This is a genomic window from Vibrio gallicus (assembly GCF_024346875.1).
Taxonomy (GTDB): domain Bacteria; phylum Pseudomonadota; class Gammaproteobacteria; order Enterobacterales; family Vibrionaceae; genus Vibrio; species Vibrio gallicus.
The window spans coordinates 2,211,883-2,226,839 of record NZ_AP024871.1 but is presented as its reverse complement, the minus strand read 5'-3'; the positions used below and the strand labels follow the sequence as shown (position 1 = coordinate 2,226,839).

General features: G+C 49.2%; 6 tRNA genes and 7 rRNA genes. All 13 read left to right on the top strand.

The features are described 5' to 3' along the window. Positions 1–47 precede the first annotated feature (47 nt). The 13 genes from OCU28_RS10375 to OCU28_RS10315 all read left to right on the top strand — a co-directional run bounded on the left by OCU28_RS10375 (position 48) and on the right by OCU28_RS10315 (position 14,944). Positions 48–123: transfer RNA gene (locus OCU28_RS10375), tRNA-Ala, on the top strand. Positions 124–480: 357 nt separating this feature from the next. Beyond that, positions 481–3,370, top strand: a 23S ribosomal RNA gene (locus OCU28_RS10370). 136 nt (positions 3,371–3,506) lie between these two features. Beyond that, positions 3,507–3,622: ribosomal RNA gene (gene rrf, locus OCU28_RS10365) — 5S ribosomal RNA — on the top strand. Positions 3,623–3,984: 362 nt separating this feature from the next. Then, a 16S ribosomal RNA gene (locus tag OCU28_RS10360) occupies positions 3,985–5,537 on the top strand. 101 nt (positions 5,538–5,638) lie between these two features. After that, a tRNA-Ile gene (locus OCU28_RS10355) sits at positions 5,639–5,715 on the top strand. Between the two features lie 88 nt (positions 5,716–5,803). Continuing rightward, positions 5,804–5,879, top strand: a tRNA-Ala gene (locus OCU28_RS10350). Between the two features lie 339 nt (positions 5,880–6,218). Then, positions 6,219–9,108 (top strand): 23S ribosomal RNA (locus OCU28_RS10345). 136 nt (positions 9,109–9,244) lie between these two features. Then, positions 9,245–9,360, top strand: a 5S ribosomal RNA gene (gene rrf, locus OCU28_RS10340). 395 nt (positions 9,361–9,755) lie between these two features. Next, positions 9,756–11,308 (top strand): 16S ribosomal RNA (locus OCU28_RS10335). 127 nt (positions 11,309–11,435) lie between these two features. Continuing rightward, positions 11,436–11,511 (top strand) — tRNA-Glu (locus tag OCU28_RS10330). A 2-nt stretch (positions 11,512–11,513) separates the two neighbouring features. Further along, a tRNA-Lys gene (locus tag OCU28_RS10325) sits at positions 11,514–11,589 on the top strand. A 65-nt stretch (positions 11,590–11,654) separates the two neighbouring features. Further along, positions 11,655–11,730: transfer RNA gene (locus OCU28_RS10320), tRNA-Val, on the top strand. A gap of 324 nt (positions 11,731–12,054) precedes the next feature. Then, positions 12,055–14,944: ribosomal RNA gene (locus OCU28_RS10315) — 23S ribosomal RNA — on the top strand. The 16S, 23S and 5S rRNA genes sit together here with 6 tRNA genes alongside, the layout of an rRNA operon. The last annotated feature ends 13 nt before the right edge of the window (positions 14,945–14,957 follow it).

The following is a 14,957-nucleotide window of genomic DNA, read 5'->3' as shown; positions in this document are numbered from 1 at the left end:
ACAGATTGATATGGTTTAGAAAGTTAGAGCAGGAAAAACTTCCAGATGGGGCTATAGCTCAGCTGGGAGAGCGCCTCGCTGGCAGCGAGGAGGTCTGCGGTTCGATCCCGCATAGCTCCACCATCTTTAAGTATTTTTGTTCTTTTCTCTAGAAAGATATAGAGAATATTTAAAAATGGTTTCAAAAGCTTTATTGCTTAGAAATACATGCTCTTTAACAATTTGGAAAGCTGACGATTAGTAATGTGATTTCATTACTAATCAAATTTAAAAGTTCTCAAATCCTATGTCTTTATTGATGTAGGTACCAACACACATTCAAGTGTTCTTGGGAATGTACTCTTGCCAGAGTGCATTCAAATTTGAGTCCGGCAAAATCGAATGTTATCTCGCTCATAATAAAGAGATAACGCACCTTGGAAACGTCATACTGCGTTGTAGCAAACGCATTGCGTTAAGCAAGACCCTTTGGGGTTGTATGGTTAAGTGACTAAGCGTACACGGTGGATGCCTTGGCAGTCAGAGGCGATGAAAGACGTAATAACTTGCGATAAGCCCAGATTAGGTAGTAATAACCATTTGAGTCTGGGATTTCTGAATGGGGAAACCCACGTGCATAAGCACGTATCATTAACTGAATACATAGGTTAATGAGGCAAACTCGGGGAACTGAAACATCTAAGTACCCGAAGGAAGAGAAATCAACCGAGATTCCGAAAGTAGCGGCGAGCGAAATTGGATTAGCCCTTAAGCTTTTAATGCGTCAGGTGAAGAGTCTGGAAAGTCTCGCAATATAGGGTGATAGCCCCGTAACCGACAACGCATTTTAAGTGAAAACGAGTAAGGCGGGACACGTGATATCCTGTTTGAACATGGGGGGACCATCCTCCAAGGCTAAATACTACTGACTGACCGATAGTGAACCAGTACCGTGAGGGAAAGGCGAAAAGAACCCCTGTGAGGGGAGTGAAATAGAACCTGAAACCGTGTACGTACAAGCAGTAGGAGCGCCTCGAAGCGTGACTGCGTACCTTTTGTATAATGGGTCAGCGACTTAATTTTAGTAGCAAGGTTAACCGTATAGGGGAGCCGTAGGGAAACCGAGTCTTAACTGGGCGTCGAGTTGCTAGAATTAGACCCGAAACCAGGTGATCTAGCCATGGGCAGGTTGAAGGTTGAGTAACATCAACTGGAGGACCGAACCGACTAATGTTGAAAAATTAGCGGATGACTTGTGGCTAGGGGTGAAAGGCCAATCAAACCTGGAGATAGCTGGTTCTCCCCGAAAGCTATTTAGGTAGCGCCTCGGACGAATACCAATGGGGGTAGAGCACTGTTAAGGCTAGGGGGTCATCCCGACTTACCAACCCTTTGCAAACTCCGAATACCATTGAGTACTATCCGGGAGACACACGGCGGGTGCTAACGTCCGTCGTGGAGAGGGAAACAACCCAGACCGCCAGCTAAGGTCCCAAAGTATAGCTAAGTGGGAAACGATGTGGGAAGGCTCAGACAGCCAGGATGTTGGCTTAGAAGCAGCCATCATTTAAAGAAAGCGTAATAGCTCACTGGTCGAGTCGGCCTGCGCGGAAGATGTAACGGGGCTAAGCTATACACCGAAGCTGCGGCTGCATACTTTTGTATGCGGGGTAGGGGAGCGTTCTGTAAGCGGTTGAAGGTGGTCTGTAAGGGCTGCTGGACGTATCAGAAGTGCGAATGCTGACATGAGTAACGATAAAGGGGGTGAAAAACCCCCTCGCCGGAAGACCAAGGGTTCCTGTCCAACGTTAATCGGGGCAGGGTAAGTCGACCCCTAAGGCGAGGCCGAAAGGCGTAGTCGATGGGAAACGGGTTAATATTCCCGTACTTCTTATAATTGCGATGGGGGGACGGAGAAGGCTAGGTGGGCCTGGCGATGGTTGTCCAGGTTCAAGTATGTAGGCGGAAGGTTTAGGTAAATCCGGACTTTCTTAACGCTGAGATACGATGTCGAGCTGCTACGTGCAGTGAAGTCATTGATGCCATGCTTCCAGGAAAAGCCTCTAAGCTTCAGATTATAAGAAATCGTACCCCAAACCGACACAGGTGGTCGGGTAGAGAATACCAAGGCGCTTGAGAGAACTCGGGTGAAGGAACTAGGCAAAATGGTACCGTAACTTCGGGAGAAGGTACGCTCTTGGCGGTGAAGTCCCTTGCGGATGGAGCTACTAGGAGTCGCAGATACCAGGTGGCTGCAACTGTTTATTAAAAACACAGCACTGTGCAAAATCGTAAGATGACGTATACGGTGTGACGCCTGCCCGGTGCCGGAAGGTTAATTGATGGGGTTAGACTTCGGTCGAAGCTCTTGATCGAAGCCCCGGTAAACGGCGGCCGTAACTATAACGGTCCTAAGGTAGCGAAATTCCTTGTCGGGTAAGTTCCGACCTGCACGAATGGCGTAATGATGGCCACGCTGTCTCCACCCGAGACTCAGTGAAATTGAAATCGCTGTGAAGATGCAGTGTACCCGCGGCTAGACGGAAAGACCCCGTGAACCTTTACTACAGCTTGGCACTGAACATTGACCCTACATGTGTAGGATAGGTGGGAGGCTTTGAAGACGGTACGCTAGTATCGTTGGAGCCGTCCTTGAAATACCACCCTTGTAGTGTTGATGTTCTAACTTAGTCCCCTTATCGGGGATGAGGACAGTGCCTGGTGGGTAGTTTGACTGGGGCGGTCTCCTCCCAAAGAGTAACGGAGGAGCACGAAGGTGGGCTAAACACGGTTGGACATCGTGTGGTTAGTGCAATGGCATAAGCCCGCTTGACTGCGAGAATGACAATTCGAGCAGGTGCGAAAGCAGGTCATAGTGATCCGGTGGTTCTGAATGGAAGGGCCATCGCTCAACGGATAAAAGGTACTCCGGGGATAACAGGCTGATACCGCCCAAGAGTTCATATCGACGGCGGTGTTTGGCACCTCGATGTCGGCTCATCACATCCTGGGGCTGAAGTCGGTCCCAAGGGTATGGCTGTTCGCCATTTAAAGTGGTACGCGAGCTGGGTTTAGAACGTCGTGAGACAGTTCGGTCCCTATCTGCCGTGGGCGTTGGAAGATTGAAGGGGGCTGCTCCTAGTACGAGAGGACCGGAGTGGACGAACCTCTGGTGTTCGGGTTGTCATGCCAATGGCATTGCCCGGTAGCTAAGTTCGGAATCGATAACCGCTGAAAGCATCTAAGCGGGAAGCGAGCCCTGAGATGAGTCTTCCCTGGCACTTTAAGTGTCCTGAAGGGTTGTTCGAGACTAGAACGTTGATAGGCAGGGTGTGTAAGTGCTGCGAGGCATTGAGCTAACCTGTACTAATTGCCCGTGAGGCTTAACCATACAACACCCAAGGGGTTTTGTGGACTCAAAGTAAGAACTTTGAATGTGTGACAATAACTTTTAAATATAGCTTTCCGAATTATTAATTTTTGCTTTTAGCTTTTTTTGAAAAAGCTGAAGACAAATAAGAAATTTGCTTGGCGACCATAGCGTTGTGGACCCACCTGATTCCATGCCGAACTCAGAAGTGAAACACAGTAGCGCCGATGGTAGTGTGGGGTTTCCCCATGTGAGAGTAGGACATCGCCAGGCTTTAATTTTAGACTTGCTTCTAATGAAGCGAGTCACCATAAAGTTCTAATTTATTTAGAGTTTTATGTTGACTTTAATAGTCAGTCGCGTATTATACGCGTCCTGCTTAAGTGCTAAGGCATTCAAAGCAGCGCTCTTTAACAATTTAAACCTATCAATCTGTGTGGGCACTCGTTGATGATAATCGAAAAGATTTATCAATGAACTGAGTGACCAAAACGATGACTTTTAGTCATTGGCACAGTCAATTCATTATCGTTCTGTTGGAACGATAATAGCTTTAAAATTACTTCTTACTTTCGAGTAAGGAACAGTTTTGAAGTCAGTATTCATTGAGCCGCATCTTAGATGCAACAAAACTTTAATTGAAGAGTTTGATCATGGCTCAGATTGAACGCTGGCGGCAGGCCTAACACATGCAAGTCGAGCGGAAACGACAACATTGACCCTTCGGGTGATTTATTGGGCGTCGAGCGGCGGACGGGTGAGTAATGCCTGGGTATATGCCTTGATGTGGGGGATAACTATTGGAAACGATAGCTAATACCGCATAATGCCTACGGGCCAAAGAGGGGGATCTTCGGACCTCTCGCGTCAAGATTAGCCCAGGTGGGATTAGCTAGTTGGTGAGGTAATGGCTCACCAAGGCGACGATCCCTAGCTGGTCTGAGAGGATGATCAGCCACACTGGAACTGAGACACGGTCCAGACTCCTACGGGAGGCAGCAGTGGGGAATATTGCACAATGGGCGCAAGCCTGATGCAGCCATGCCGCGTGTATGAAGAAGGCCTTCGGGTTGTAAAGTACTTTCAGTCGTGAGGAAGGCGTTGTAGTTAATAGCTGCATCGTTTGACGTTAGCGACAGAAGAAGCACCGGCTAACTCCGTGCCAGCAGCCGCGGTAATACGGAGGGTGCGAGCGTTAATCGGAATTACTGGGCGTAAAGCGCATGCAGGTGGTTTGTTAAGTCAGATGTGAAAGCCCGGGGCTCAACCTCGGAACCGCATTTGAAACTGGCAGGCTAGAGTACTGTAGAGGGGGGTAGAATTTCAGGTGTAGCGGTGAAATGCGTAGAGATCTGAAGGAATACCAGTGGCGAAGGCGGCCCCCTGGACAGATACTGACACTCAGATGCGAAAGCGTGGGGAGCAAACAGGATTAGATACCCTGGTAGTCCACGCCGTAAACGATGTCTACTTGGAGGTTGTGGCCTTGAGCCGTGGCTTTCGGAGCTAACGCGTTAAGTAGACCGCCTGGGGAGTACGGTCGCAAGATTAAAACTCAAATGAATTGACGGGGGCCCGCACAAGCGGTGGAGCATGTGGTTTAATTCGATGCAACGCGAAGAACCTTACCTACTCTTGACATCCAGAGAATTCGCTAGAGATAGCTTAGTGCCTTCGGGAACTCTGAGACAGGTGCTGCATGGCTGTCGTCAGCTCGTGTTGTGAAATGTTGGGTTAAGTCCCGCAACGAGCGCAACCCCTATCCTTGTTTGCCAGCACGTAATGGTGGGAACTCCAGGGAGACTGCCGGTGATAAACCGGAGGAAGGTGGGGACGACGTCAAGTCATCATGGCCCTTACGAGTAGGGCTACACACGTGCTACAATGGCGCATACAGAGGGCGGCGAGCCAGCGATGGTGAGCGAATCCCAAAAAGTGCGTCGTAGTCCGGATTGGAGTCTGCAACTCGACTCCATGAAGTCGGAATCGCTAGTAATCGTAGATCAGAATGCTACGGTGAATACGTTCCCGGGCCTTGTACACACCGCCCGTCACACCATGGGAGTGGGCTGCAAAAGAAGTAGGTAGTTTAACCTTCGGGAGAACGCTTACCACTTTGTGGTTCATGACTGGGGTGAAGTCGTAACAAGGTAGCCCTAGGGGAACCTGGGGCTGGATCACCTCCTTATACGATGATTATTCACGATGAGTGTCCACACAGATTGATATGGTTTAGAAAGTGAAGAGAGTATTTTGCGAAATGACACTTGTGTTGTTTTGTGAAAAATTGGGTCTGTAGCTCAGCTGGTTAGAGCGCTCGCCTGATAAGCGGGAGGTCGGTGGTTCAAGTCCACTCAGACCCACCAATTTTTCCTTATACTGCGTTAGATTCTTCGTTGTGTACTGATGTACACGGCCTCAAAATCTGCCTTGTCTAAGAAAAAATACCAAGATGGGGCTATAGCTCAGCTGGGAGAGCGCCTGCCTTGCACGCAGGAGGTCTGCGGTTCGATCCCGCATAGCTCCACCATCTTTAAGTACATTTGCTTTAAGTGTCTTTAAAAATGGTTTCAAAAGCTTTATTGCTTAGAAATACATGCTCTTTAACAATTTGGAAAGCTGACGATAAATAATGTGATTTCATTATTTTTCAAATTTAAAAGTTCTCAAATCCTATATCTTTATTGATGTAGGTACCAACACACATTCAAGTGTTCTTGGGAATGTACTCTTGCCAGAGTGCATTCAAATTTGAGTCCGGCAAAATCGAATGTTATCTCGCTCATAATAAAGAGATAACGCACCTTGGAAACGTCATACTGCGTTGTAGCAAACGCATTGCGTTAAGCAAGACCCTTTGGGGTTGTATGGTTAAGTGACTAAGCGTACACGGTGGATGCCTTGGCAGTCAGAGGCGATGAAAGACGTAATAACTTGCGATAAGCCCAGATTAGGTAGTAATAACCATTTGAGTCTGGGATTTCTGAATGGGGAAACCCACGTGCATAAGCACGTATCATTAACTGAATACATAGGTTAATGAGGCAAACTCGGGGAACTGAAACATCTAAGTACCCGAAGGAAGAGAAATCAACCGAGATTCCGAAAGTAGCGGCGAGCGAAATTGGATTAGCCCTTAAGCTTTTAATGCGTCAGGTGAAGAGTCTGGAAAGTCTCGCAATATAGGGTGATAGCCCCGTAACCGACAACGCATTTTAAGTGAAAACGAGTAAGGCGGGACACGTGATATCCTGTTTGAACATGGGGGGACCATCCTCCAAGGCTAAATACTACTGACTGACCGATAGTGAACCAGTACCGTGAGGGAAAGGCGAAAAGAACCCCTGTGAGGGGAGTGAAATAGAACCTGAAACCGTGTACGTACAAGCAGTAGGAGCGCCTCGAAGCGTGACTGCGTACCTTTTGTATAATGGGTCAGCGACTTAATTTTAGTAGCAAGGTTAACCGTATAGGGGAGCCGTAGGGAAACCGAGTCTTAACTGGGCGTCGAGTTGCTAGAATTAGACCCGAAACCAGGTGATCTAGCCATGGGCAGGTTGAAGGTTGAGTAACATCAACTGGAGGACCGAACCGACTAATGTTGAAAAATTAGCGGATGACTTGTGGCTAGGGGTGAAAGGCCAATCAAACCTGGAGATAGCTGGTTCTCCCCGAAAGCTATTTAGGTAGCGCCTCGGACGAATACCAATGGGGGTAGAGCACTGTTAAGGCTAGGGGGTCATCCCGACTTACCAACCCTTTGCAAACTCCGAATACCATTGAGTACTATCCGGGAGACACACGGCGGGTGCTAACGTCCGTCGTGGAGAGGGAAACAACCCAGACCGCCAGCTAAGGTCCCAAAGTATAGCTAAGTGGGAAACGATGTGGGAAGGCTCAGACAGCCAGGATGTTGGCTTAGAAGCAGCCATCATTTAAAGAAAGCGTAATAGCTCACTGGTCGAGTCGGCCTGCGCGGAAGATGTAACGGGGCTAAGCTATACACCGAAGCTGCGGCTGCATACTTTTGTATGCGGGGTAGGGGAGCGTTCTGTAAGCGGTTGAAGGTGGTCTGTAAGGGCTGCTGGACGTATCAGAAGTGCGAATGCTGACATGAGTAACGATAAAGGGGGTGAAAAACCCCCTCGCCGGAAGACCAAGGGTTCCTGTCCAACGTTAATCGGGGCAGGGTAAGTCGACCCCTAAGGCGAGGCCGAAAGGCGTAGTCGATGGGAAACGGGTTAATATTCCCGTACTTCTTATAATTGCGATGGGGGGACGGAGAAGGCTAGGTGGGCCTGGCGATGGTTGTCCAGGTTCAAGTATGTAGGCGGAAGGTTTAGGTAAATCCGGACTTTCTTAACGCTGAGATACGATGTCGAGCTGCTACGTGCAGTGAAGTCATTGATGCCATGCTTCCAGGAAAAGCCTCTAAGCTTCAGATTATAAGAAATCGTACCCCAAACCGACACAGGTGGTCGGGTAGAGAATACCAAGGCGCTTGAGAGAACTCGGGTGAAGGAACTAGGCAAAATGGTACCGTAACTTCGGGAGAAGGTACGCTCTTGGCGGTGAAGTCCCTTGCGGATGGAGCTACTAGGAGTCGCAGATACCAGGTGGCTGCAACTGTTTATTAAAAACACAGCACTGTGCAAAATCGTAAGATGACGTATACGGTGTGACGCCTGCCCGGTGCCGGAAGGTTAATTGATGGGGTTAGACTTCGGTCGAAGCTCTTGATCGAAGCCCCGGTAAACGGCGGCCGTAACTATAACGGTCCTAAGGTAGCGAAATTCCTTGTCGGGTAAGTTCCGACCTGCACGAATGGCGTAATGATGGCCACGCTGTCTCCACCCGAGACTCAGTGAAATTGAAATCGCTGTGAAGATGCAGTGTACCCGCGGCTAGACGGAAAGACCCCGTGAACCTTTACTACAGCTTGGCACTGAACATTGACCCTACATGTGTAGGATAGGTGGGAGGCTTTGAAGACGGTACGCTAGTATCGTTGGAGCCGTCCTTGAAATACCACCCTTGTAGTGTTGATGTTCTAACTTAGTCCCCTTATCGGGGATGAGGACAGTGCCTGGTGGGTAGTTTGACTGGGGCGGTCTCCTCCCAAAGAGTAACGGAGGAGCACGAAGGTGGGCTAAACACGGTTGGACATCGTGTGGTTAGTGCAATGGCATAAGCCCGCTTGACTGCGAGAATGACAATTCGAGCAGGTGCGAAAGCAGGTCATAGTGATCCGGTGGTTCTGAATGGAAGGGCCATCGCTCAACGGATAAAAGGTACTCCGGGGATAACAGGCTGATACCGCCCAAGAGTTCATATCGACGGCGGTGTTTGGCACCTCGATGTCGGCTCATCACATCCTGGGGCTGAAGTCGGTCCCAAGGGTATGGCTGTTCGCCATTTAAAGTGGTACGCGAGCTGGGTTTAGAACGTCGTGAGACAGTTCGGTCCCTATCTGCCGTGGGCGTTGGAAGATTGAAGGGGGCTGCTCCTAGTACGAGAGGACCGGAGTGGACGAACCTCTGGTGTTCGGGTTGTCATGCCAATGGCATTGCCCGGTAGCTAAGTTCGGAATCGATAACCGCTGAAAGCATCTAAGCGGGAAGCGAGCCCTGAGATGAGTCTTCCCTGGCACTTTAAGTGTCCTGAAGGGTTGTTCGAGACTAGAACGTTGATAGGCAGGGTGTGTAAGTGCTGCGAGGCATTGAGCTAACCTGTACTAATTGCCCGTGAGGCTTAACCATACAACACCCAAGGGGTTTTGTGGACTCAAAGTAAGAACTTTGAATGTGTGACAATAACTTTTAAATATAGCTTTCCGAATTATTAATTTTTGCTTTTAGCTTTTTTTGAAAAAGCTGAAGACAAATAAGAAATTTGCTTGGCGACCATAGCGTTGTGGACCCACCTGATTCCATGCCGAACTCAGAAGTGAAACACAGTAGCGCCGATGGTAGTGTGGGGTTTCCCCATGTGAGAGTAGGACATCGCCAGGCTCCTATTTATTTTCACTTTTTAAAAAGTGAAGACAAAAGGTTAGACTTGCTTCTAATGAAGCGAGTCACCATAAAGTTCTAATTTATTTAGAGTTTTATGTTGACTTTAACAGTTAGTCGCGTATTATACGCGTCTTGCTTAAGTGCTAAGGCATTCAAAGCAGCGCTCTTTAACAATTTAAACCTATCAATCTGTGTGGGCACTCGTTGATGATAATCGAAAAGATTTATCAATGAACTGAGTGACCAAAACGATGACTTTTAGTCATTGGCACAGTCAATTCATTATCGTTCTGTTGGAACGATAATAGCTTTAAAATTACTTCTTACTTTCGAGTAAGGAACAGTTTTGAAGTCAGTATTCATTGAGCCGCATCTTAGATGCAACAAAACTTTAATTGAAGAGTTTGATCATGGCTCAGATTGAACGCTGGCGGCAGGCCTAACACATGCAAGTCGAGCGGAAACGACAACATTGACCCTTCGGGTGATTTGTTGGGCGTCGAGCGGCGGACGGGTGAGTAATGCCTGGGTATATGCCTTGATGTGGGGGATAACTATTGGAAACGATAGCTAATACCGCATAATGCCTACGGGCCAAAGAGGGGGATCTTCGGACCTCTCGCGTCAAGATTAGCCCAGGTGGGATTAGCTAGTTGGTGAGGTAATGGCTCACCAAGGCGACGATCCCTAGCTGGTCTGAGAGGATGATCAGCCACACTGGAACTGAGACACGGTCCAGACTCCTACGGGAGGCAGCAGTGGGGAATATTGCACAATGGGCGCAAGCCTGATGCAGCCATGCCGCGTGTATGAAGAAGGCCTTCGGGTTGTAAAGTACTTTCAGTCGTGAGGAAGGCGTTGTAGTTAATAGCTGCATCGTTTGACGTTAGCGACAGAAGAAGCACCGGCTAACTCCGTGCCAGCAGCCGCGGTAATACGGAGGGTGCGAGCGTTAATCGGAATTACTGGGCGTAAAGCGCATGCAGGTGGTTTGTTAAGTCAGATGTGAAAGCCCGGGGCTCAACCTCGGAACCGCATTTGAAACTGGCAGGCTAGAGTACTGTAGAGGGGGGTAGAATTTCAGGTGTAGCGGTGAAATGCGTAGAGATCTGAAGGAATACCAGTGGCGAAGGCGGCCCCCTGGACAGATACTGACACTCAGATGCGAAAGCGTGGGGAGCAAACAGGATTAGATACCCTGGTAGTCCACGCCGTAAACGATGTCTACTTGGAGGTTGTGGCCTTGAGCCGTGGCTTTCGGAGCTAACGCGTTAAGTAGACCGCCTGGGGAGTACGGTCGCAAGATTAAAACTCAAATGAATTGACGGGGGCCCGCACAAGCGGTGGAGCATGTGGTTTAATTCGATGCAACGCGAAGAACCTTACCTACTCTTGACATCCAGAGAATTCGCTAGAGATAGCTTAGTGCCTTCGGGAACTCTGAGACAGGTGCTGCATGGCTGTCGTCAGCTCGTGTTGTGAAATGTTGGGTTAAGTCCCGCAACGAGCGCAACCCCTATCCTTGTTTGCCAGCACGTAATGGTGGGAACTCCAGGGAGACTGCCGGTGATAAACCGGAGGAAGGTGGGGACGACGTCAAGTCATCATGGCCCTTACGAGTAGGGCTACACACGTGCTACAATGGCGCATACAGAGGGCGGCGAGCCAGCGATGGTGAGCGAATCCCAAAAAGTGCGTCGTAGTCCGGATTGGAGTCTGCAACTCGACTCCATGAAGTCGGAATCGCTAGTAATCGTAGATCAGAATGCTACGGTGAATACGTTCCCGGGCCTTGTACACACCGCCCGTCACACCATGGGAGTGGGCTGCAAAAGAAGTAGGTAGTTTAACCTTCGGGAGAACGCTTACCACTTTGTGGTTCATGACTGGGGTGAAGTCGTAACAAGGTAGCCCTAGGGGAACCTGGGGCTGGATCACCTCCTTATACGATGATTATTCACGATGAGTGTCCACACAGATTGATATGGTTTAGAAAGTAAAGAGATTTTGAAGTGCCCCCCAAGGCGCTTCAACAATTTGCGTTTGCTCTTTGGAGTAAATGTGAATCTAGTGTCCCGTTCGTCTAGAGGCCTAGGACACCGCCCTTTCACGGCGGTAACAGGGGTTCGACTCCCCTACGGGATACCATTGGGTCGTTAGCTCAGCTGGTAGAGCAGTTGACTTTTAATCAATTGGTCGCAGGTTCGAATCCTGCACGACCCACCATTTCCTTTCCACAAAGGAAGTTGTTTGAATTCACTTTTATAGTGAAAGCAAATAGCAAACAATGTGGGCGATTAGCTCAGTTGGGAGAGCACCTCCCTTACAAGGAGGGGGTCACTGGTTCGAGCCCGGTATCGCCCACCATCTTTAAGCGCTCTTTCGAGTGTGTTTAAAAATGGTTCATTTGTTTGAATCTCGCTCTTTAACAATTTGGAAAGCTGACGATTAGTAATGTGATTTCATTACTAATCAAATTTAAAAGTTCTCAAATCCTATGTCTTTATTGATGTAGGTACCAACACACATTCAAGTGTTCTTGGGAATGTACTCTTGCCAGAGTGCATTCAAATTTGAGTCCGGCAAAATCGAATGTTATCTCGCTCATAATAAAGAGATAACGCACCTTGGAAACGTCATACTGCGTTGTAGCAAACGCATTGCGTTAAGCAAGACCCTTTGGGGTTGTATGGTTAAGTGACTAAGCGTACACGGTGGATGCCTTGGCAGTCAGAGGCGATGAAAGACGTAATAACTTGCGATAAGCCCAGATTAGGTAGTAATAACCATTTGAGTCTGGGATTTCTGAATGGGGAAACCCACGTGCATAAGCACGTATCATTAACTGAATACATAGGTTAATGAGGCAAACTCGGGGAACTGAAACATCTAAGTACCCGAAGGAAGAGAAATCAACCGAGATTCCGAAAGTAGCGGCGAGCGAAATTGGATTAGCCCTTAAGCTTTTAATGCGTCAGGTGAAGAGTCTGGAAAGTCTCGCAATATAGGGTGATAGCCCCGTAACCGACAACGCATTTTAAGTGAAAACGAGTAAGGCGGGACACGTGATATCCTGTTTGAACATGGGGGGACCATCCTCCAAGGCTAAATACTACTGACTGACCGATAGTGAACCAGTACCGTGAGGGAAAGGCGAAAAGAACCCCTGTGAGGGGAGTGAAATAGAACCTGAAACCGTGTACGTACAAGCAGTAGGAGCGCCTCGAAGCGTGACTGCGTACCTTTTGTATAATGGGTCAGCGACTTAATTTTAGTAGCAAGGTTAACCGTATAGGGGAGCCGTAGGGAAACCGAGTCTTAACTGGGCGTCGAGTTGCTAGAATTAGACCCGAAACCAGGTGATCTAGCCATGGGCAGGTTGAAGGTTGAGTAACATCAACTGGAGGACCGAACCGACTAATGTTGAAAAATTAGCGGATGACTTGTGGCTAGGGGTGAAAGGCCAATCAAACCTGGAGATAGCTGGTTCTCCCCGAAAGCTATTTAGGTAGCGCCTCGGACGAATACCAATGGGGGTAGAGCACTGTTAAGGCTAGGGGGTCATCCCGACTTACCAACCCTTTGCAAACTCCGAATACCATTGAGTACTATCCGGGAGACACACGGCGGGTGCTAACGTCCGTCGTGGAGAGGGAAACAACCCAGACCGCCAGCTAAGGTCCCAAAGTATAGCTAAGTGGGAAACGATGTGGGAAGGCTCAGACAGCCAGGATGTTGGCTTAGAAGCAGCCATCATTTAAAGAAAGCGTAATAGCTCACTGGTCGAGTCGGCCTGCGCGGAAGATGTAACGGGGCTAAGCTATACACCGAAGCTGCGGCTGCATACTTTTGTATGCGGGGTAGGGGAGCGTTCTGTAAGCGGTTGAAGGTGGTCTGTAAGGGCTGCTGGACGTATCAGAAGTGCGAATGCTGACATGAGTAACGATAAAGGGGGTGAAAAACCCCCTCGCCGGAAGACCAAGGGTTCCTGTCCAACGTTAATCGGGGCAGGGTAAGTCGACCCCTAAGGCGAGGCCGAAAGGCGTAGTCGATGGGAAACGGGTTAATATTCCCGTACTTCTTATAATTGCGATGGGGGGACGGAGAAGGCTAGGTGGGCCTGGCGATGGTTGTCCAGGTTCAAGTATGTAGGCGGAAGGTTTAGGTAAATCCGGACTTTCTTAACGCTGAGATACGATGTCGAGCTGCTACGTGCAGTGAAGTCATTGATGCCATGCTTCCAGGAAAAGCCTCTAAGCTTCAGATTATAAGAAATCGTACCCCAAACCGACACAGGTGGTCGGGTAGAGAATACCAAGGCGCTTGAGAGAACTCGGGTGAAGGAACTAGGCAAAATGGTACCGTAACTTCGGGAGAAGGTACGCTCTTGGCGGTGAAGTCCCTTGCGGATGGAGCTACTAGGAGTCGCAGATACCAGGTGGCTGCAACTGTTTATTAAAAACACAGCACTGTGCAAAATCGTAAGATGACGTATACGGTGTGACGCCTGCCCGGTGCCGGAAGGTTAATTGATGGGGTTAGACTTCGGTCGAAGCTCTTGATCGAAGCCCCGGTAAACGGCGGCCGTAACTATAACGGTCCTAAGGTAGCGAAATTCCTTGTCGGGTAAGTTCCGACCTGCACGAATGGCGTAATGATGGCCACGCTGTCTCCACCCGAGACTCAGTGAAATTGAAATCGCTGTGAAGATGCAGTGTACCCGCGGCTAGACGGAAAGACCCCGTGAACCTTTACTACAGCTTGGCACTGAACATTGACCCTACATGTGTAGGATAGGTGGGAGGCTTTGAAGACGGTACGCTAGTATCGTTGGAGCCGTCCTTGAAATACCACCCTTGTAGTGTTGATGTTCTAACTTAGTCCCCTTATCGGGGATGAGGACAGTGCCTGGTGGGTAGTTTGACTGGGGCGGTCTCCTCCCAAAGAGTAACGGAGGAGCACGAAGGTGGGCTAAACACGGTTGGACATCGTGTGGTTAGTGCAATGGCATAAGCCCGCTTGACTGCGAGAATGACAATTCGAGCAGGTGCGAAAGCAGGTCATAGTGATCCGGTGGTTCTGAATGGAAGGGCCATCGCTCAACGGATAAAAGGTACTCCGGGGATAACAGGCTGATACCGCCCAAGAGTTCATATCGACGGCGGTGTTTGGCACCTCGATGTCGGCTCATCACATCCTGGGGCTGAAGTCGGTCCCAAGGGTATGGCTGTTCGCCATTTAAAGTGGTACGCGAGCTGGGTTTAGAACGTCGTGAGACAGTTCGGTCCCTATCTGCCGTGGGCGTTGGAAGATTGAAGGGGGCTGCTCCTAGTACGAGAGGACCGGAGTGGACGAACCTCTGGTGTTCGGGTTGTCATGCCAATGGCATTGCCCGGTAGCTAAGTTCGGAATCGATAACCGCTGAAAGCATCTAAGCGGGAAGCGAGCCCTGAGATGAGTCTTCCCTGGCACTTTAAGTGTCCTGAAGGGTTGTTCGAGACTAGAACGTTGATAGGCAGGGTGTGTAAGTGCTGCGAGGCATTGAGCTAACCTGTACTAATTGCCCGTGAGGCTTAACCATACAACACCCAAGG